Genomic DNA, 20,274 nt, shown 5'->3' on the forward strand with positions numbered 1-20,274 from the left:
GGCGGGTGAACATGTCGTGACCGCGTTCCGAAATGTGACATATCCCATAGGGACCGGTCCGTCACGTGCCGGTCACCTTCCGTGGTGCCGATCGTCACCCGATCGGCTTACCGTTCGCGCGTCTCCCCGTCCCTCCGGAAGGACTCCTCCGTGCTCGTACGCACCGGCGGTCCGCGCCTCCTCGCGCGCCGAACCGCCCTCGGCACCCTCGCCGCCTCCGTGGCCGCGGTGGGCCTGCCCGCCGTCGCCTCGGCGGCGCCGCCGACCACCCCGTTCATCTCCGAGATGCACTACGACAACGACGGCACCGACACCGGCGAGTTCGTCGAGGTGCACCTGCCCGCGGGCACCACGTCCGAGGGGCTGTCCGTCGTCCTCTACAACGGCAGCAACGGTGCCTCCTACGGGGCCATCGAGCTCGGGGAGGCGACCGCACCCGCGGATGCCCCCGCCGTCGTGGCCGTCGACGCCCCGGGCCTGCAGAACGGCGCACCGGACGGCGTCGCGCTGGTGCGCGGCACCGAGGTGCTGGAGTTCCTCTCCTACGAGGGCACCGTCACCGCCGCGGACGGGCCGGCGGCCGGGCTGGCCAGCACCGACATCGGCGTCTCCGAGGGAGGGGCGACGCCGGTGGGGCAGTCGCTGTCCCGGACCTACGACGCGGCGGCCGACGCCCTCGTGTGGAGCGACCCGGCGACCGCCAGCCGGGGCGCGGTCAACCCCGCGGGCGCCGCCGAGCCGGAGCCCGAGGAGCCGGTCGACGTCTGCGCGACGGCGCCGACGCACGAGATCGGGGCGGTCCAGGGCCCGGGCGCGGAGACCCCGCTCGCCGGGCAGCAGGTCACCGTCCGCGGCGTCGTCGTCGGTGACCTGGAGGGCTTCGGCGGCTTCCACCTGCAGGACGCCGACGGCGACGGCGACGCCGCGACCTCCGACGGCATCTTCGTGTTCAGCGACGTCGCGGTCGACCTCGGTGACACCGTCGCCGTCACCGGCCAGGCGCAGGAGTACTTCGGCCAGACGCAGATCAGCTCCCGTGAGGACGCCGCGGTCTGCGCCGAGGGCACGGCGGACGACCTGCCCGGCGCCGCGCCGCTGGACCTGCCCGCCGGGGACGCGGAGCGCGAGCGGCTCGAAGGCATGCTCGTCGCGCCCGTGGACACGCTGACCGTCAGCGAGGTCTTCGACCTCACGAGCTTCGGCGAGCTCACCCTCTCCGAGGGCGGCCTGCTGGTGCAGCCGACCGAGCTCGCGCGGCCCGGCACCGCCGCGGCCGAGGCGGTCGTGGCGGAGAACGTGCTGCGCCGCATCGTGCTCGACGACGGCGTGAGCGCGCGGGTGACCGCCACCACCCGCCCCTACCTCACCTCGGAGACGCCGGTCCGGGTCGGTGACGAGCTCGAGTTCACCGAGCCCCTCGTCCTCGGCTACGGCTTCGACCAGTGGCGGCTGCAGCCCGCCGACGGCACCGCCGACGGCGTCTTCGCCCCGCAGAACACCCGGCCGGCGGCCCCGGAGCAGGTCGGCGGCGACGTCCGGCTCGCCGCCTTCAACGTGCTCAACTACTTCCTGACCTTCGGGGAGCCGGGCCGGGGTGCGCGCGACCCCGAGCAGCTCGAGAAGCAGGCCGGGAAGATCGTGCCGGCCATCGAGGCCCTCGGGGCCGAGGTCGTCACCCTCATGGAGATCGAGGACAGCGACGCCACCGGTCTCACGCCGGGCGACGCGGACACCGCGCTGGCCGACCTGGTGCGCCGGCTGAACGCCGCCGCCGGGTACGACAAGTGGGACTACGTGCCGCTGCCCGACGAGCTCTACGCGGTCGACCGCGACGTCATCCGCAACGGGATCATCTACCAGGGCGACGTCGTCCTCCCGGTGGGCGAGCCCGCGGGGCTGGTCGACGAGGACGTGTGGGACAACGCCCGCGAGCCGCTCGCCCAGACCTTCGTGAAGGACGGCGACGCGTTCACCGTCGTCGCCAACCACTTCAAGTCCAAGAGCCCCGGCGAGCCGACCGGCGACAACGTGGACTCCGGCGACGGCCAGGGTGCCTGGAACGGTGACCGGGTCCGGCAGGCGGCATCGCTGGCGCAGTTCGCCGAGCGGCTGCGTGCGGAGAGCGCCGACGAGGACGTCGTGCTGATGGGCGACTTCAACGCCTACAGCGAGGAGGACCCGATCGTCCTCCTCGAGGGGGAGGGGTACGTCGACCTCGGTCAGCAGTTCGACCCGGGCCGCTACAGCTACGTGTTCGACGACCAGTCCGGCTCGCTGGACCACGCGCTGGCCACGGCGGAGCTGGCGGCGAAGGTCACCGGCGTCGCGCACTGGAACATCAACGCGGTCGAGTCCTTCGCCTACCAGTACTACGGGGACCCGGCGCTCTACGCCGCTGACCCGTACCGGTCCAGCGACCACGACCCGGTGGTGGTCGGCGTCGACCTGGAGGAGCGCTGCCAGGGCCTGCTGCCCACGATCCGGGGCACCGAGGGCCGCGACAAGCTCAGCGGCACGGAGGGCCGCGACGTGATCATGGGCCTCGGTGGGGACGACGTGATCCGCGGCCGCGGCGGCGACGACGTCGTCTGCGGTGGCGCCGGCGACGACCGCATCGCCGGCGAGAACGGTGACGACGTGCTGTCCGGCGGTTTCGGCGACGACCGGCTCGACGGCGGGAACGGCAGCGACGTGCTGATCGGCGGGCCGGGCACCGACCGCCTCGACCAGGGCCGCGGGGAGGGGACCGCCGAGCAGGAGGGCACGGAGTCCTGACCCGCACCCGCACGTGACGCGCGCCGGTGCCGTGTCAGCCCTTCCGGACCCCGTCGGCCAGGGTCCGGGCCACCGTCCGCAGCAGCGGGTGGGCCGGCAGGTCCTCCACCGCCACGGGCAGCGGCAGCGACCAGTTGGGCCGGTCGTCGGCGCCCGGCATGTTCGGCCGGCGCTGCTCACCGACGGCGTCGTCCAGCGTCGCCGACAGCAGCAGCGAGGGGGCCTGCGCCAGGAGCTGGTGGGCGCGCTCGACCGCCTGCTCCACGCTCGCGTCGTCGCTGAGCCCGGGCAGGTGCGCCAGCAGCGAGCCGCGGCCCCGCTCGAGCTCCTCCTCCGTGCCGGTCCCGTGCTCCCGCTGCTCGTCGACGTCGGCCTCCGTCCACAGCCCCGCCACGGTCGGCAGGTCGTGCGTGGTGATGGCGGCCATCGCCTCGGCCGGCCACTCGGCGGGCTCGTCCTCCTCGAACCAGAGCAGCCGGTAGGAGAGGACGCCGTGCTCGGCCATCGCCTCGCGGACGCCGTCCTCCACCGTGCCGAGGTCCTCCCCGACGACGAGGGCGCCGGCGCGGTGGCTCTCCAGCGCGACGATGTTCAGCAGGTCCTCGGCCGGATAGCGGACGTAGGCGCCGTCGGCGGCGCTGCCGCCGGCGGGGACCCACCACAGGCGGAACAGCCCCATCACGTGGTCGATCCGCAGGCCCCCCGCGCCGGCCATGGTGGCCCGGATGGACTGCACGAAGGGCTCGTAGTCGGCGTCGCGCAGCCGCCACGGGATCAGCGGCGGGGAGCCCCAGTCCTGCCCGGCGGAGTTGAACGCGTCCGGGGGTGCGCCGACGCTCACGCCGTCGGCCAGCACCTCCTGCCAGGCCCAGGCGTCGGCGCCGCCACCGGCGAAGCCGATGGGCAGGTCCTGGATGACGGTCATCCCGGCGGTCGCCTCGGTGAGCTGGAGCTCCAGCGCCCACTGCAGCCAGGCGTGGAACGCCACGACGGCGCCGTGCCGCTGGGCGTACCCGGCGACGGCGGGCGCATCGGGGCGGCGCAGCTCCGGCGGCCACGTGTGCCAGTCGGCGCCGTGCTCCTCGGTGATCGCCGCCCACGTCGCCCAGTCCTGCAGCGTGCGGCCCTGCTCCTCCCGCCAGCGGGCGAACGCCTCACCGCCGCCGTGGGCGAAGAAGATCCGCATGAGGACCTCGCGCTTGCGGGCCCACACGGAGTCCCGGTCGATCAGCGCCCCGTCGGACAGCGCGCGCCCGGCGTCGGCCTCGAGGTCGACGGCATCGGCGCCGGGTACCTCCCCGACCCGCAGGTAGAGCGGGTTGCGGAAACGGCGGGTGGCCGGCAGGTAGGGGCTGGCCTCCTGGGTGGCGAGGGGCGCGACCGCGTGCAGCGGGTTGATGAGCAGGAACCCGGCGCCCTGCTCGGCGGCCATCTGCCGCAGCGTGCGCAGGTCGCCGAGGTCGCCGATGCCCCAGCTCTCCCGGCCGCGCGCGGCGTACAGCTGCACCGCCCAGCCCCAGGCGCGGTCCTCGGGCAGCCAGCACCGGCCGGGGGAGACGATCAGCCGCCGGCGCGGGCCCTCGGGCGCCTGCAGCCAGTGGTAGCCGAGCGGGAAGTCCGGCGGCAGCTCGCCGTCGACGTGCCGCACCTCGCCGTCCTCGCAGACGACGTCGGCCTCGTCGACCTCCAGCGCGTCACCGGGGCGGGCGACGATCGGCGCCCGCTCCTCCAGGTCGGCCGGTGGCTCGCCGATGACGGCGCGCAGCGTCTCGATCGTCTCGCGGGCTACCTGGTGTTCCTCGTCCAGCGCGTCCAGCCAGCTGGCATCGATGCCCCAGTCGTCGGTCGTCGGCTTCGTCGTCACCTGTCGATCCTCGCCGGGTGCGCCCGGGCGCGCAGTCCGGGCCGTGGTGGCGTTCCTCTCGGCCGGCGGCCCCGGCCCGCCGACCCGGGCGCGCGCTCGTCTGGCCGGGCGACCCCCGCCCCGGTAGGCATGGCCCATGCCGGTGATCGGGTTCCACAACTCCCACGAGCAGATCCACCCTTCCGCGCTGCTGGACGCCGTCCGGCACGCCGAGGAGGTCGGCTTCACCGCCGCGATGTGCTCCGACCACCTCACCCCGTGGAACCCGCGGCAGGGCGAGTCGGGGTTCGCCTGGTCCTGGCTCGGCGCGGCGATGGCGACCACGTCGCTGCCCTTCGGTGCCGTGAACGCGCCCGGCCAGCGCTACCACCCGGTGGTCGTGGCCCAGGCGATCGCGACGCTGGGTGCGATGTTCCCCGGGCGCTTCTGGGTCGCGCTCGGCAGCGGCGAGGCGATGAACGAGCACGTCACCGGTGACGCCTGGCCGCGCAAGGAGGTCCGCGACGCCCGGCTGCGCGAGTGCGTCGACGTGATCCGCCGGCTGCTCGCCGGGGAGGAGGTCTCCCACGACGGCCTGGTCACCGTCGACCGTGCGGCCATCTACACGCTCCCCGACCCGCAGCCCGCCCTGATCGGGCCCGCGGTGAGCGTGGACACCGCGCGCCGGCACGCCGACTGGGCCGACGGGCTGGTCACCATCAACCAGCCGCACGAGAAGCTGCGCCAGGTGGTCGCCGCCTACCGGGATGCCGGCGGCCAGGGCGACCTCGTCCTCCAGGTGCACGTCTCCTGGGATCCCGACCCCGACCGGGCGCTGGCGATCGCCCACGACCAGTGGCGCAGCAACGTCTTCCCGCCGCCGCTGTGCTGGGACCTCGACAGCCCGGAGGCGTTCGAGCAGGCCAGCGCGCACGTGGCACCGGAGGACATGCACGGCCCCGTCCGGGTCTCCGCCGACCTGGGGCAGCACGCGGCCTGGATCGCCGAGTACCTGGAGCTGGGCTTCGACCAGGTCTACCTGCACCACGTGGGCAAGGAGCAGCGGCCGTTCCTGGACGCGTTCGGCGAGCGGGTGCTACCCCAGTTCGACCTGGAGCGCCCGGGCCCGGTGGCCGCCATCGACCCACCCGGGCCGGCGGAGAACCGCCGCCCGCGCGTCGAGCCGGTGCCGGCGCCGTGAGGATCACCGACACGAGCGACCTCTGGTGGAAGAACGCCGTCGTCTACTGCCTGGACGTCGAGACCTACATGGACTGGAACGGCGACGGCGTCGGCGACCTGCAGGGCCTGGCGCAGCGGCTGGACCACCTCGCCGACCTCGGCGTCACCTGCCTGTGGCTGATGCCCTTCTACCCGACGGCCGGGCGGGACGACGGCTACGACATCACCGACTACTACGGCGTCGACCCCCGGCTCGGCGACTTCGGTGACCTCGTCGAGGTGATCCGGACGGCGAACGACCGCGGGATGCGGGTGATCGCCGACCTGGTGGTCAACCACACCTCCGACCAGCACCCGTGGTTCCGGTCGGCCAGGGAGAGCAAGGAGTCGCCGTACCGGGACTTCTACGTGTGGCGCGGGGACGAGCCGCCGGACACCAGCGACCAGGTGGTGTTCCCCGACGCCGAGGGTGGCATCTGGACGCACAGCCCGGAGACCGGCGAGTGGTACCTGCACCGCTTCTACTCCGAGCAGCCGGACCTGAACGTGGCCAACCCGAAGGTGCGGGACGAGATCGCCAAGATCATGGGCTTCTGGCTGCAGCTGGGGCTCTCGGGCTTCCGGGTCGACGCCGTCCCCTTCCTCCTGGAGACCGCCGGGATCGACGAGGAGTCCGCCTCCCGGTTCCCCGACCCGCACGAGTACCTCCGCGCCCTGCGTGCCTTCCTCGGCCGGCGGACCGGCGCCGGCGTGCTGCTGGGCGAGGTGAACCTGCCCTTCGAGGAGCAGGTGCGCTTCTTCGGCGGCGGGGACGGCGACGAGCTGACCATGCAGTTCGACTTCAACACCATGCAGCGCACGTACCTGTCGCTGGCCCGCGGCGACGCCGGGCCGCTCGCCGCCTCGCTGTCCGCCCGACCGGCCATCTCCTCGGACAGCCAGTGGGCGACGTTCGTCCGCAACCACGACGAGCTGACCCTGGACAAGCTCTCCGACGACGAGCGCGCGGAGGTCTTCGCCGCCTTCGGCCCGGAGCCGGAGATGCAGGTCTACGACCGGGGGCTGATCCGGCGGTTGCCCCCGATGCTGTCGGGGGACCCGCGCCGGGTGCGGATGGTCTACAGCCTGCTGTTCGCCCTGCCGGGCACCCCGGTCCTGTTCTACGGCGAGGAGATCGGGATGGGGGAGGACCTCTCGGCCGGCAGCCGTCTCTCGGTGCGCACCCCGATGCAGTGGACCGGCGCCGCCAACGGTGGCTTCTCCCGCGCTCCGGCCGACGAGCTGACCCGGCCGGTCGTCGACGGCGGGTTCGGGCCCGAGTTCGTCAACGTCGCCGACCAGCGTCGCGACCCGGAGTCGCTGCTGTCCTTCATGAAGCTGCTGATCCGGCGCTACCGCGAGTCCCCGGAGCTCGGGTGGGGGGAGTTCACCGTCCTGGAGCAGCCGCACCCCTCGGTGCTGGCCCTGCTCTGCACCTGGGACGACGCCGCCCTGGTCACCCTGCACAACCTGGGGTCCGAGCCGCGGACGGTGCCGCTCACCGTGCCCGGGTGCGACGGCCGGCACCGCCTGGAGGACCTGCTCATGTCCTGCTCCACCGAGCTCGGGGACGACGGCGGCGCGGAGGTGGCGCTGGAGGGCTACGGCTACCGCTGGCTCCGGGTGGTCGGGGAGGAGAGCCGCCGGCTGCTCTGAGCGCGGCGGTCGCCGGCTGCGCGCGTCCGGTCACCCGCTGACCGGGGATCCGGCCTCCCGGGCCGGTGAGGGATGGGCCACGCCGTCCGCGCGGGGTGTCCTGCGCGGCGGCCGGGGCGGTTGTGCCTAGCGTGGCCGGTGAGGTGAGTGCGATGAGCGAACGTGACCAGACCATGTCCCTGCCCACGCCCGGGCCCGACGGCGCCGGGGCCCCGTCCGGCGGGGCGAGTCCCAGCGGGGCCACCGCCGGTGGCACGCCACCCGGCGGGGCGGCGGGGGCCGCGCCGGTGCCGCCCGTGCCCGAGCCGACCCCGGTGCCGGGAGGGGACGCGCCGCCCGCCGGGCACCCCACGGCCCCGGTGGGCGTGCGGCCGGCGCCCCGCAAGCCGCGGCGCGGCCCCATGACGGTGATGGGCCCCTGGGCGCCGGTGGCCGGGGGGCTGCTCGGCCTGTTCCTGGGGCTGGTCGCCGTCCTGCTGCTGGCGGGGTCGGCGGACACCTTCCCCGACCGGCTGGCGCTCGTGTTCGCCGTCCTGGGCCTCGGGCTGCTCGGCGCCGCCGGCGTCCTGCTCGCCGACGAGGTGCGGATCGTGCGCCAGCGGTCCCGGGAGGCAGGGGTGCGCCCGCAGTGGGTGGAGGCGACGGCCGGGCTGGTGAACGGGCTGACCCCCGCGCGGCTGCTGCTGCTGGTCAGCGCCTTCGTGCTCTTCCTGTCCGCCTACGTCGCCCGCTGAGCGGGACCGCCGGCCGTGGTCGCTCCCGACCACGGCGGGCGGGCTCAGAGGTAGGCCTGGATCCCCAGGTGGACGGCGAGCCCCAGCCCGGCCAGGGCGATGACCGTGCGGAGGGCCGTCTGCGGCGCCCGGCGCACCACGCGGGGGCCCAGCCGGCCACCGAGGAAGAAGCCCATCGCCAGCGGCAGCGCGGCGGCCCACGCGACGTCGGCCAGGAAGGCGAAGCCGAGGGCGGCGACGCCGTTGGCGACCCCGAGGACGACGTTCTTCATGGCGTTCCCGCGCGGCAGCCCTTCGCCGGTGGAGAGCAGGTACAGGGCCAGCAGCAGGACGCCTGCTGCCGCCCCGAAGTAGCCGCCGTAGACGGTCACCGCGAACGTGCCCAGCGCCAGCCAGCGCGGGTCGTGGGCAGCGGCGTGCCGGGCCCCTTCGGCGGCCAGCTCACGAGGTGGCCGCTGCACGAGGATGGCCACCGAGGCGCCGGCGATCAGCCACGGCACGATCCGCTCGAACGCGTCCGGCGGGGTGAGGAGCAGGAGGACCGCACCGGTGACGCCACCGGCCACCGCCGCCACCAGGAGCGGCCGCAGCCGGCGCGCCTGGCCGTGCAGCTCCGGCCGCGACGCGCTCACCGAGCCGACCGCGTTGAGCACCAGGGCCACGGTGTTGGTGACGTTGGCCGTGACCGGGGGCAGCCCGGTGGCCAGCAGCGCGGGGTAGCTCACCAGCGAGGCGAGCCCCGCGATGCTGCCGGTCAGGCCGGCCCCCACCCCGGCGGCGAGGAGGAAGAGGAACTCGGGCACGTTCATCCGCCGAGGAGCACCCCGATCGCCACCACGCCCAGGACGACGATCGCCGTCCGGAGCAGCGGCTCGGGCACCCGCCGGCCGTAGCGCGAGCTGACGTACCCGCCCAGGAGCGAACCGGCGGCCAGCAGGCCCGCCGCCGACCAGACCACCCGGTCGGTCGCGACGACGACGTAGGCCCCCGCGGCCACGCCGTTCACCGTCAGCGTCAGCACGTTCTTGAGCGCGTTCAGCCGGTGCAGCGGCTCGCGGAGCAGGAGCCCGAACAGGCCGATCTGGATCACACCCTGGCTGGCCGCGAAGTAGCCGCCGTACGTGCCGGTCAGGTAGGCGGTGCCGAACAGCGCGGTCCGCCGGCCCGGGCCGATGCGCAGCTCCGGGGCACCCGCCGGGTGCCGCCGGGCGATCCGGCGCTTGACCAGCGGGTGCACCGCGACGAGGACGACGGCGACGGCGATCAGCACCGGCACCACCGCCTCGAAGGCCGCGGCGGGCAGGTGCAGGAGCAGGAAGGCGCCGGTGAGGCCACCGAGGACCGACGCCGGGACCAACCCGAGCAGCAGCCGGCCCTGCCCGCGCAGCTCGCGCCGGTAGCCGATCGCGCCGGTGAGGTTGCCGCCGACCAGCCCCAGCGAGTTGCTGATCGTGGCCGGCACCGGCGGCAGGCCGACGCCGAGCAGCACCGGGAAGGAGACCAGCGTCCCCGAGCCGACGACGGCGTTGATCCCGCCCGCGGCGAACCCCGCGGCGGCGACCGCCACCATCTCCGCGCCCGTCATGCGTCCATCCCGACGAGACTGGCACGCCTGGCACGGCCCCCGCTCGCGCGGGGGCCGTCGATCCGGTCACACCGGGGCGGGCGTCAGGGCTTGACGGCGAGGACCGGGCGGTCGGCGTCGAGCAGGATCCGCTGGGCGCTGCTGCCCATGAGCAGCTTGCCGACGGGGGAGCGCTTGCGCAGCCCGATGACGATCACCGAGGCGTCGACCTCGCGCGCCACGCGGAGCACCTCGTCGGCCACCTCGCCCTCGCGCGTGACCTGCCGGACCTCCACGGCGACGCCCGCCTTCTCGGCCCGGGCGCCGATGTCGCGGAGGGTGTCCTCGTCGGCGACCTCCACGCTGACCGGGGCGCCTCCGCGCGCGGAGTTCAGCACCAGGAGACCCTCGCCGCGGCGCGCGGCCTCGGCGATGCCGGCGTCGAGGGCCGCGCGGGCCTCCGGGGTGGGGACGAATCCGACGAGGACGGTCATACGGGCTCCTTGGCAGAACGGTGGGCGGTCGCCCGTCGACGGGCGACCAGCCGGGACAGCAGGGGACCTGGGACGACGATGAGCACTACCGCGAGCAGTGTCCCTGAGATCGGCCGGGTGAGAAAACCGGCGGGGTGGCCCGCGACGATCGGCTCCGACCTGCGCAGGGCGCTCTCCGGCAGTGGTGAGCGAGGACGGCCGCCGCTAGCCGCAGCGGCGCAGCAGCGGCCCGGCGTCGTGCTCCACGACCCGTGGGGCCGCCGGGCCGAGCACCGCCACGGTGCCGACGAAACCGGCGGGCGCGGCGAGCGCCGCGAGGGAAGGGGCCGGCACGTCCCCGTTCCCGGCACCCCAGCGCAGCAGGTGCGGGGGGAACGCGGGGGAGGAGACGACGATGTCGTCCAGCGGCGCCGAGAGCCCGGCGCCGGTCGCCTTCACCGCGGCCTCCTTGCGGGTCCAGTAGGTCGTGAACACCTCGGCGCGGGTCCCGGCCGGCTGCCGAGCGAGCACCGCCCGCTCCTCCGGCGCGAGGACGAGGCGGGCGACGTCGGTCAGGTCGGCGTCCGCCCACGCGCCCACCTGCTCGATGTCCACGCCCACGGGGGCGTCCCGGCCGACCGCGACGACCGCCCGGTTCCCGGCGTGGGACACCGACACGTGCAGCCCCACGTCGCCGAGCAGGCGCGGCTTGCCGTGCCCGCCCCCGCACGCGAGGCAGGTCCGGTCGATCCGGAGCGCCTCGGGCGGGAGACCGGCGAGCCCGCCCAGCACCAGGCGGGCGACCGCCCACGCCGCCGTCGTCCGCCGCCGGTCCGCGGGACGGTGCAGCCGCCCGCGCCGAACGACGTCGTCGGGGTCCAGCAGGTCGTCGTGCCCGGCGTGGACCTCGTCGGTGTCGATCCACCAGACCTGGCAGCTGCCGGGTGCCAGGTGGGGGAGCGCGCCGACCGCCGGGCGGGCCGCGGGTGCCGCGGATGCGCTCACCCGTGCCTCGTCAGCTCGCTGAAGAAGTCGTCCACGACCCGCAGGCCGCCGCTGTCCCGCACGGCGTCGTGGACGAACCGGCCGACCGCCAGGTCGAGCACGCCGAGGCCGAAGGGCGAGAAGACGACGGTCCGGTCGGGCGGGACCTCCACCCGACCGTCGAGGACGTCGGCCAGCGTGCCGTCGAGGAAGTCCCTGCTGCCGGTCAGCTGCTCGGTCAGGTGCGGCGAGGTCTCGGCCTTCAGGCAGTGCTCGACGTCGTCGACGACGTTGGTGGCCTCGAGCAGCACCGCGGGGGCGAGGTCGCGCAGGGACACGTGCAGCACCACCGGGGCGTGCCCGAACCACGCCGGGTCGTGCACGTGCGGGGTGCCCGCGACGGTGGCGAAGACGAGCAGGTCGCTGCCCCGGACCACCGACTCCAGGTCGTCGTGGACGGTGACGTGGCCGGGGGTGCCGGAGCGGTCCAGGTAGCCGCGGAACCCCTCGGCGCTGCCCCGGTCCAGGTCGTGGACCCCGACCTCCTCGAAGGTCCACCCCGTGGCGGCCAGGTAGGTGTGCACGTAGCGGGCGATCAGCCCGGCGCCCACGAACCCGGCGCGCCGGGGCCGTGGCCGGCCCCGGCTGAGCCGCTCGGCGGCCGCCGCGGCCGACGCCGCGGTCCGCGCCGCGCTGATGATGGAGGACTCCAGGCAGGCGTACGGGTAGCCGGTCGCCGGGTCGTTGAGGATCAGCACCGCGGAGGCCCGGGGCAGCCCAGAGGACACGTTCCCGGGGAAGCTGGAGATCCACTTCAGCCCGTCGACGGGCGCGTCGCCCCCCAGCGACGCCGGCAGGGCGATGATCCGCGACGCCGGCCGGTCCGGGAAACGCAAGAAGTACGACGGCGGGTTGACGGTGGCACCGGCGCCGTGCAGCCGGTAGGTCTCCTCGACCAGCGCGACCACCTCCCGCTCCCTGCCGTGCAGGACCGACGCGACCTGGGCGCCGGGCACGATCGCGAAGGGCGGCGGCAGGGCCGGCCCCGGTCCGGGCAGGTCGGCCGACGACGGCAGGGGCGACGGCGCGCTGCGGACGTCGGTCACGACGCACCTCCCTCGGTGGTGCCGGCGGCGTCGACGCGGACGGGGTCGGTCAGCGCGACGACCACCTCGCGCGGGCCGGTGAAGGGCTCGCGGCTGTGGGCGGTGCGCAGGTTGTCGACCAGCAGCAGGTCACCCGCCTGCCACGGTTCCCGCCGCGTGTGGGCGTCGTAGACCTCGTTGATCGCGGCCACCTCCTCCGGCCCCACCGGGCTGCCGTCCCCGAACCGGGTGGTGAACGGCAGGTTGTCGGGCCCGTACTCGTCGACGAGGAAGTCGCGCACCTCCGGCAGCAGCGTCCACTCGCTGAGGAAGGCCATCTGGTTGAACCAGCAGCGCCGGCCGCCGACCGGGTGGGTCACGACGGCGGGACGGTGCTGCCGGGTGCGCAGCGTGCCGCCGGGGCGCCACACGGCCTCGATCCCGGCACCCCGGCAGTAGGCGTCGACCGCAGCGGGGTCGTCGGTGCCGAACGCGTCGGCCCACGACGCGCCGATCTCCTCGCTGTAGGTGCGCTCGAGCACCCAGCCGTGCCGCTCGGCGCGCGCCCGCAGGTCCGGCGGCAGGTCGGCCAGCACGGCGGCGGCGTCCGCCACGGCGGTGGCCCCACCGGTCTCCGGAGCGGTCAGGCAGCCGAAGAGCAGCAGGCCGGGAGGAGCGGACGTGTAGCTCAGCTCGTGGTGCATGCACATCGGCTGGTTCGCCGGCCACGGCGTCGACGGGTACGCGCCGTCGGCGTCCGCGGTGCGCGCGGCGAAGGCCTCGCGCTCGGTCATCGGCCCGGAGCCGAGCCGGCCGGCCAGCAGCGCGACGTCCGCCGCCGTCCGGATCGCCAGCCCGCGGACGAGCAGGACGCCGTGCTCGGCCACCAGCGCCCGGACGGTCCCGCGGTTCTCGGCGCCCCACCGCCCCGGGTCGTCGGGGGCGACACGCAGGACCGGCAGCGCCCCCGGGGCGGGCCGGAGGTCGGGGGGCACCGTGGGGGCGGCGGACATGGCGGGTTCCTTCCGGGAGGGGTCAGCGCGCGGGAGCGGCGGACGCCGCGCGTTCGTCGAGCAGGGCGGCGAGGTCGGCGAGAACGGGCGTGCGCGTGATGTCGCCCAGCGACACGGCCCGGTCGAGGGCGGCGGCGAGCCGGACGACGGACAGCGACGTGCCGCCGGCCTCGACGAACGAGGTCTCCCTGCCGATGCGCTCGACGGGCACGCCCAGCAGGTTCGACCAGAGGGCGGCCAGGCGCTGCTCCGTCGGGCCGGTGGGCGTCGAGGCCTGCGGCGCCGGGCGCAGGTCGGCGGCGAGCGCCGTGAGGGCCCTCCGGTCCACCTTGCCGTTGGCCGTCAGCGGCAGCTCGGGGCGGCGGCAGAAGAGGGCCGGCACCATGTAGGCGGGGAGAGCGCCGGCCAGCAGGTCGGCGAACCCCTGCTCGGCTCCGGAGGGCCCGTCGCCGGTCCAGAAGGCGACCAGCCGGGCGCTGCGCCCGCTCCCGGTGACGACGACGGCGGCGTCCCGGACGCCGGGCAGCCGGAGCAGCGCGTTCTCGACCTCCCCGAGCTCGATGCGGAACCCGGCCACCTTCACCTGGTGGTCCTGCCTGCCCAGGTACTCCAGCTTGCCGTCCGGCCGCCACCGGCCCTGGTCACCGCTGCGGTACAGCCGGTGCCCGGGCCGGAGCGGGTCGGGGAGGAAGGCCCGGGCGGTCCGCTCCGGATCGTTGACGTACCCCCGTCCCACGCAGACCCCCGAGAAGGCGATCTCACCCGGTGCGCCCAGCGGGACGGGCCGCAGGCGGTCGTCGAGCACGTAGACGGTCACGTTCTGGACCGGCCGGCCCAGGGGCACCCGGTCGCCGTCCGGCGGGCGGTGCAGGATCTCGTGGTTGGTGTCGTCGGACGTCTCGGTCAGGCCGTAGGCGTTCACCAGCGGCACGGTCGGCAGCACGTCGAACCAGCGCTGCACCAGCTCCGGCTTGACCGCCTCGCCGGTCACCGAGACCACCCGCAGGTCCGGGAGGTCCCGCGGCCGCTGCTGCAGGTGGGCCAGGACGACCTCCAGGTAGGACGGCACGACCTGGAGCACGCTGATCCGGCGCTCGACGAGGGTGTCGACGAAGCGCCCGATGTCCAGGACGACGTCCTGCGGGACGAGCACGGTGCGTCCGCCCACCAGCCAGGCCCCGAGCAGCTGCCAGAGGGAGATGTCGAAGCACTGCGGCGCGGTCTGCGCCACGACGCTGTGCTCGTCGAGGCCGAGATCGGTGATCTTGGCGAGCAGGTGGTTGAGCATGCCCGCGTGCTCGCACATCGCACCCTTGGGTTCCCCGGTCGAGCCGGAGGTGAAGTAGAGGTAGGCCAGCCCGGTCGCGGGCACGGCCACCGGCCGGGCGACGACGGGATCGCCGGAGCAGACGGCCCCCAGGTCGAGGGCGCGGACGGCGGGCAGGTCGGCGAGGGCCGCGTCGAGCGAGCCGCGGCTGCCCTCCTCGGTGAGCACCAGGCGCACCCCGGCGCGGCCGAGGGCCGAGGCGATCCGGGCGGGCGGGAAGTGCGGCTCGAGGGGCAGGTACGCCCCGCCCGCCTGCAGCACGCCGAGCACTGCTGCGGCCCACTCCGTCGAGCGCTCGGTGACCACCGCGACGACGTCCTCGCCCGCGAGCCCGGCGTCGAGCAGGGCAGCCGTGACCCGGTCGGCCCGGGCGGCGAGCTCGGCGTAGGTCCAGCGCGCGTCCCCGCGTTCGAGGGCGACCGCATCCGGTCGCTCGGCCGCCTGCCTGCGGACCAGCTCGTGCGGTCGCTCAGCCGGCAGCGGCCGACGGGGGCCCGAGAGACCGTGCACCTGGTGGTCGAGCTCGGTGCCGGACAGCAGCGTCGCCGCACCGGGATCGGCGTCCGGATCCGTGGTCAGCGCGGTCAGCGCCGCGCGGTGGTACCCGGCGATGCGCCGGCCGGCGGAGGCGTCCAACACCTCGGTGCGGTGGCGCAGCCGCAGGACGAGGCGGCCGTCCCCCGCCTCGACCTCCAGGCGGAGCACCGATCCGGGGGAGGGCGGCCCGGGCCGGCCGGCCGGGTCGAACTCCGCCTCGCTGACCGGCCCGGTGGTGCCCAGCTCGGCGCGGACGTCGTCCACGGGGTACCCCGCGGCGGCCCGCAGGGCGAGTTCACGGGCGCCGACCTCGGCCACGAGGGCTCGCCACGACGGCGCGGTGGCCGGGAGCACGCACGGTAGCCCCACCGGCCCGGTCACGTACGACGTGACCACCTGCGCCTCGCCCGACAGGGCGGCCAGCACGCGCGCGTGCGCGGCGAGCACGAGGGTGCGCAGCGGAACGGCGAGCTCGGTCGCCGACGCCCGGAGCCGCGCCGTCGTGGGCCCGTCGACCTCGAGGTCGACGACCGCGACGCCGGCGGACCCCGGGGCCGCCCAGCGCGGCAGGCTCGTCGTGCCGCCGGCCAGCAGCACGTTCCGCCAGTAGCGTCCGGCGGGGTCGTGAGCGCGACGTCCGGCCTCGTCGGGCGGGTCGCTCCGTGCCGGTTCGTGCAGGGCCGTCATCGGGACCTCCGGGTCGGACTGCCTGGGGATGCGCGGTGCCGGCCGCGGCCCACGCTCGCCGCCGTGAGGGCCGGGACCAGTCCGGCCACCGCGACACCGCCAGCGGCGGCGCCGGCGCGGTGCCGGGCGGGTCCCGTCGCGGGAGGACGCCCGTCGGCGGCCGCGCGGCTCGTGGGCTCCGCGGGGATCACGATCGCCGGGCCGCGGAGGTCCGGGGAACCACGGGACGCCCCCGGCGCCGCCGCCGCGGGCCGCCCAGCGCCGTCCCCGGCCGCGGCGACCGGCGGGTCGAGGACCTGGACCGCCGGATTGCCGCTCCAGACCGCCCCGGCGGGCACCTCCTCGCCCTTCATCAGGAACGCGTCCGCGGCCAGCGCCGACTTCTCGCCCATCGTCACCCCGTAGTGCACCCATGCGCCGACGCCGACCGTGCAGCCGGCCCCCAGCGTGATGGCCCCGGACTTGAAGGCGCTGTCCTCCTGCGAGTGGCCCTGGACGGTGGCGCCGGCGTTCAGCGTGCAGCCGTCGCCGAGGGTCACCAGTGACCGCTCGGGCATCCCGCAGCCGTCGTCGAAGAGCCGCCGGGCGCCCCGGACACCGAGCAGACGCCAGATCAGGCCCTTGACCGGGGTGCCGTTGAAGACCTCGGGGTGCGCGTGCATCTTCCAGAAGCGCTCGTGCCACCAGAAGTACGGGTCGTAGATGGAGACGGTGCGCGGCCGGAGGGGGCGGAAGCGGGTGGAGAGGCGCTCCAGGAACACCCCCCAGGCGGTCGTGAGCAGCAGGGCGAGCACGGTGGAGGCCGCGAACACCACGGACCCGAAGCGCGGGTAGAGCTCGGCGGCGACGAGCGTGGCGCCGAGGACGAGGAACAGGTTGGACCAGCGGGCGAGCAGGAAGAGCAGGATGGTCCGCAGGTTGTACCGGTTCTTCCGCCGGAGCAGGGCCGGCACCTGGTCCTCGGGCGGGAGCAGGGCCAGGTCGCGGTCCACCGAGCGCGGGATCTCGAACGCCGGGGAACCGAGCAGTCCCACGTCGTGCCGCACCGGGCCGTGGACCGGCACGAGCACCTTGGTGGCCAGCAGGCAGTTGTCGCCGACACGGGCGCCGGACGGGTAGGTGATGGCGTTGCCGAGGAAGCTGTGCGCGCCGATCCGCGCCGGCGCCAGCGTGAACGACGTGCTGGAGAAGTCGGCGTTGACGATCGACAGCCCGTCGGCGGCCATCGTGCCGGTGCCGATCCGGACGAGGTACGGCGTCTCGTGCCGCACGCCGGTGCCGAAGTTCGACCCCGTCTGGAGCACCGGCGTCATCCGGTACCCGATCGCGCGCAGGTACCCGACGATGTAGGAGCTGTCGCCGAACAGCCCGGTCAGGAACTTCGAGTTCGTGGTGCGTGCGATCGTGCGCTGCAGGGAGTAGTGCAGGCCGTAGACGGGGTAGACCCGGCCCGGACGCAGGGGCAGGGCCAGCAGGCGCGGGACGGTGACCACGAACAGCGCCGACCCGAGCGCACCGCCGGTGAAGACGACCAGCGAGACCAGCAGGCAGCCCAGCCAGAAGCCGGCGTCCCCCGGCGTCCCCGGCGTGAGGTCGACGTCGAGCACCGGCAGGTCCGCGATGGCGGCGTCGAGCACCCCCACGGCCAGCGGCATGGTGAGCAGCGCCGTCGTGGCCAACTGCCCGAGCCCGTAGGCGAAACGCCTGGCGGAACCGCTCCGGCGGGGCGCGGCCGACCGGTACGAGGAGTCCGTGGGCGCGGCGGGGGACCCGTGCCAGGTCTGCCCGGACGGCACCGACTGGCCCTCGTGCAGCGACGACCGGTGGGCCAGCGTGGCGCCGTCCCCGAGCGACGAGCCGATGTCGAGCACCGAGCCCTCGCCGACGTAGGCGTCCCGGCCGATGGTGACCGGCCCGGTCTCGACGACCCCGTCGACCACGCGGTAGCAGGAGAGGAAGGTGTCCTTGCGGACCACCGCGCCCTCGCCGATCGTCAGCAGGTCCGTGCAGACGGGGATGGCCCGCGTCAGGACGAGGGTCCCGCGCCCGACGCGGGCGCCGAGCGCACGCAGGTACAGGCAGTACAGCGGTGACCCGGCGTACAGCCGGGTGACCAGACTGGTCCGCAGCAGGGTCTTGACCACCCAGAACCTCAGGTAGGGCAGGCTCCACACCCGGAAGCGCTCGGCCCGCCACCGGCCGACGAGGATCCACTTGGCCGCCACCGGGAACAGGGCCGCACCGGCGAACGTGGCCGCACCCACCAGCACCGCGCGCTGGTAGAAGGCGAACAGGTCCTCGCTGTCCACGACCCACTCGAAGCCGCGCAGGGCCAGGGCGGTGGTCGCGTACGTGTAACCCAGGAACGTCAGCGCCTGGAGGACGCCGCACAGCACGTAGCGCGGGCGCCCGCGGGCCGGGGCGAGCACCGCCGGGGGCGCGCTCGCTCCGGGCGTCCCCGACCGCGGGGCCGCCGTCGGGCCGGCGGGTCGGGCCTGTTCCGGCTCGACCGCCACCGGGGTGGGCGCCAGCGTCGATGCCAGCCCGGTGAGCGTCGGGTGCTGGTACACGGCCTTGATCGACACCGTCGGCCGGCCGGGCTGCTTGCGGACGCGGGCGCAGAACTGCGCCATCACCATCGAGTCCGCGCCCAGGTCGTCGAAGAAGTGGGCCTCCGGGTCGACCCGCTCGCGGCCGAGCACGTCGGCCAGCACCGACCCCAGCTGCTCGACCACCGGGGGGGTCGCGCCTGGGGTCACCGGGCCGCCGAGGGCGGTGGCGAGGCCCCGGACGGTGGGGTGCCGGTAGACGTCCTTGATGGAGACCCGCGGCAGCTCGGGATCCTTGCGGACGCGGGCGCAGAACTGCGCCATCACCATCGAGTCCGCGCCCAGGTCGTCGAAGAAGTGCGACTCCGGCGTCACCTCCGCCCCCTGCAGGCAGTCCCGCAGGAGACCGCAGAACGCGGCCTCGACACCCGTGGCCGCGAGGTCGCCCCGCGCGGGGACGGCACCGACGGGAGCGGCTGCCAGGGCCCCCGCCGTCACGGGGCCGCCGCCCGCGGTGTCCGGCCGGCCGGCCGTGGCCCGGTGCTCATGGCGCCAGCGCACCCGTGGTCGGCTGGCCGACGGCGTCCGGGGTCGGTGTGCCGGCCGTGTCCGCCCACCGCGCGTCGTCGGTCGACACGGCCAGCGCCTCCGGCCCGTAGAGGGCCTCCACCCAGTTGGACTGGTAGAGCGTGTCCAGGTAGCGCTCGCCCAGGTCGGGCGCGATGGCCACGGCGGTGAGGCGGTCGGCGTCGTGCTCGGCCAGCCAGCGTCCAGCGCCGCTGACGACCGTGCCGGTGGAGCCGCCGAAGAGGAACCCGTGGCGGGCCATGCGGTGGCAGGTGCGCACGGTGTCGCACTCCTCGACCCGGACGACCTCGTCGACGTAGCTCTCGTCGAGCAGGGCCGGGCGGACGCTCGTGCCCAGCCCCGGGATCATCCGGCGTCCGGGGGGCCCGCCGAAGGTCACCGAGCCGACGGCGTCCACGGCGACGACCCGCACGTGCCGGTCACGGTCGCGGAAGTAGCGCGCGCAACCCATCAGCGTGCCGGTGGTCCCGGCTCCGACGAAAAGGACGTCGACGTCCGGGAAGTGCCGGGCGATGGCCGGTGCGGTGGTGCGGTAGTGCGCGCGCCAGTTGCCCGGGTTGGCGTACTGGTTCAGCCACACGTAGCGCCGGTCGGACGCGCAGAGCCGGTGCACGTACTGGATGCGTGCGCCGAGGAAGCCCCCGTCGTCCACCGGCTCGGTGACGACGTGGACCCGGCTGCCGAGAGCCTCCATCAGCCGGCGGGTGGACAGGTTGCAGCGCGGGTCCGTGATGCACAGGAAGCGCAGGCGCCGGCTTGCGGCGATCATGCTCAGCGCGACGCCGAGGTTGCCCGACGACGACTCGACGAGCACCGAGTCCTCCGTGAGGTGCCCGTCCCGGATGGCTGCGTCGACCATCTCGGCAGCCGCCTTGAGCTTGATCGAACCGGCGAAGTTGAATCCCTCGCACTTCAGGTGCAGCGGAGCACCGACGACTCCGGTGAGGTCGACGTAGAGGTCTTCGGTGTTGAAGGCTTCCGGAACGGCGACGATGCGTGGCGCGACGGAAGCCGGAGCGGAGGGGCGCGGGCCGCTGCCGGCACGCGGGACGGAGAGTGAGCTCATTACCGGTCCAAGGCTGATCGGGGGCAGCCCGCGGGGCCGATCGGGGCAGCCCGCGGGCGCTCGATGACGAGCGCGGGGTCGGTCGACGAGTCGGGGGGCGACCGTGGCACAGCGCGTCACGGCCGGTGGCGGATGCCCGGCCGTCCACAGGGAAACAGTGACGGAGAGTGAT

At 75.0% G+C, this 20,274-nt stretch carries 14 protein-coding genes; 4 read left to right on the forward strand and 10 right to left on the reverse strand.

Annotated elements, in window-relative coordinates; all coding sequences use genetic code 11:
* The first annotated feature begins 150 nt into the window (after nucleotides 1-150).
* Entirely contained in the window at nucleotides 151-2,775 is a 2,625-nt protein-coding gene (locus E9565_RS03655) for an ExeM/NucH family extracellular endonuclease (RefSeq protein WP_236834087.1), read from the forward strand.
* Nucleotides 2,776-2,809: 34 nt separating this feature from the next.
* Here E9565_RS03655 and malQ read toward each other — a convergent pair whose 3' ends face one another.
* Nucleotides 2,810-4,639, reverse strand: a complete 1,830-nt coding sequence (malQ, locus tag E9565_RS03660) for a 4-alpha-glucanotransferase (protein ID WP_236834088.1) — start codon at nucleotides 4,637-4,639, stop codon at nucleotides 2,810-2,812.
* Nucleotides 4,640-4,775: 136 nt separating this feature from the next.
* On the opposite strand from malQ, the gene E9565_RS03665 reads away from it, so the two are divergent.
* The 3 genes from E9565_RS03665 (at nucleotide 4,776) to E9565_RS03675 (ending at nucleotide 8,229) form a co-directional block, all read left to right on the forward strand.
* The gene (locus E9565_RS03665) at nucleotides 4,776-5,819 is read left to right on the forward strand and encodes a TIGR03885 family FMN-dependent LLM class oxidoreductase (protein ID WP_236826936.1); all 1,044 of its coding nucleotides are present in this window, start codon (nucleotides 4,776-4,778) and stop codon (nucleotides 5,817-5,819) included.
* A complete protein-coding gene (locus tag E9565_RS03670) occupies nucleotides 5,816-7,495 on the forward strand; it encodes an alpha-amylase family protein (protein ID WP_236834089.1) in 1,680 nt (559 codons plus the stop codon). Before E9565_RS03665 ends, E9565_RS03670 begins: the two co-directional genes overlap by 4 nt.
* A gap of 152 nt (nucleotides 7,496-7,647) precedes the next feature.
* Nucleotides 7,648-8,229 carry a hypothetical protein gene (locus tag E9565_RS03675; protein WP_236834090.1) on the forward strand — a complete coding sequence of 194 codons (582 nt, stop codon included), beginning with the start codon at nucleotides 7,648-7,650 and terminating at the stop codon, nucleotides 8,227-8,229.
* 44 nt (nucleotides 8,230-8,273) lie between these two features.
* Here E9565_RS03675 and E9565_RS03680 read toward each other — a convergent pair whose 3' ends face one another.
* The 9 genes from E9565_RS03680 to sbnA form a co-directional block, all read right to left on the reverse strand.
* Nucleotides 8,274-9,038 carry a sulfite exporter TauE/SafE family protein gene (locus E9565_RS03680; protein ID WP_236834091.1) on the reverse strand — a complete coding sequence of 255 codons (765 nt, stop codon included), beginning with the start codon at nucleotides 9,036-9,038 and terminating at the stop codon, nucleotides 8,274-8,276.
* The gene (locus E9565_RS03685) at nucleotides 9,035-9,814 is read right to left on the reverse strand and encodes a sulfite exporter TauE/SafE family protein (RefSeq protein ID WP_236834092.1); all 780 of its coding nucleotides are present in this window, start codon (nucleotides 9,812-9,814) and stop codon (nucleotides 9,035-9,037) included. The genes E9565_RS03680 and E9565_RS03685 overlap by 4 nt, the downstream gene beginning before the upstream one ends.
* Before the next feature lie 83 nt (nucleotides 9,815-9,897).
* Nucleotides 9,898-10,287, reverse strand: coding sequence for a universal stress protein (locus E9565_RS03690; RefSeq protein WP_236826941.1), 390 nt, complete (start codon nucleotides 10,285-10,287; stop codon nucleotides 9,898-9,900).
* 204 nt (nucleotides 10,288-10,491) lie between these two features.
* Nucleotides 10,492-11,271, reverse strand: a complete 780-nt coding sequence (locus E9565_RS23065; RefSeq protein WP_236826942.1) for a 4'-phosphopantetheinyl transferase superfamily protein — start codon at nucleotides 11,269-11,271, stop codon at nucleotides 10,492-10,494.
* Entirely contained in the window at nucleotides 11,268-12,356 is a 1,089-nt protein-coding gene (gene sbnB / locus E9565_RS03700; RefSeq protein WP_236826943.1) for a 2,3-diaminopropionate biosynthesis protein SbnB, read from the reverse strand. The genes E9565_RS23065 and sbnB overlap by 4 nt, the downstream gene beginning before the upstream one ends.
* Nucleotides 12,353-13,348, reverse strand: a complete 996-nt coding sequence (locus tag E9565_RS03705; RefSeq protein ID WP_236834093.1) for a TauD/TfdA family dioxygenase — start codon at nucleotides 13,346-13,348, stop codon at nucleotides 12,353-12,355. Before E9565_RS03705 ends, sbnB begins: the two co-directional genes overlap by 4 nt.
* Nucleotides 13,349-13,370: 22 nt before the next feature.
* The gene (locus tag E9565_RS03710) at nucleotides 13,371-15,899 is read right to left on the reverse strand and encodes an amino acid adenylation domain-containing protein (RefSeq protein WP_236834094.1); all 2,529 of its coding nucleotides are present in this window, start codon (nucleotides 15,897-15,899) and stop codon (nucleotides 13,371-13,373) included.
* On the reverse strand, nucleotides 15,896-19,009 hold the full coding sequence (locus E9565_RS03715; RefSeq protein WP_236834095.1) for a Pls/PosA family non-ribosomal peptide synthetase: 3,114 nt from the start codon (nucleotides 19,007-19,009) through the stop codon (nucleotides 15,896-15,898). The genes E9565_RS03710 and E9565_RS03715 overlap by 4 nt, the downstream gene beginning before the upstream one ends.
* Nucleotides 18,993-20,102, reverse strand: a complete 1,110-nt coding sequence (gene sbnA, locus E9565_RS03720; RefSeq protein WP_236826947.1) for a 2,3-diaminopropionate biosynthesis protein SbnA — start codon at nucleotides 20,100-20,102, stop codon at nucleotides 18,993-18,995. The genes E9565_RS03715 and sbnA overlap by 17 nt, the downstream gene beginning before the upstream one ends.
* Nucleotides 20,103-20,274: the final 172 nt, after the last annotated feature.

Origin of the sequence: Blastococcus sp. KM273129, assembly GCF_021698995.1 — a bacterium.
Lineage (GTDB): Bacteria > Actinomycetota > Actinomycetes > Mycobacteriales > Geodermatophilaceae > Blastococcus.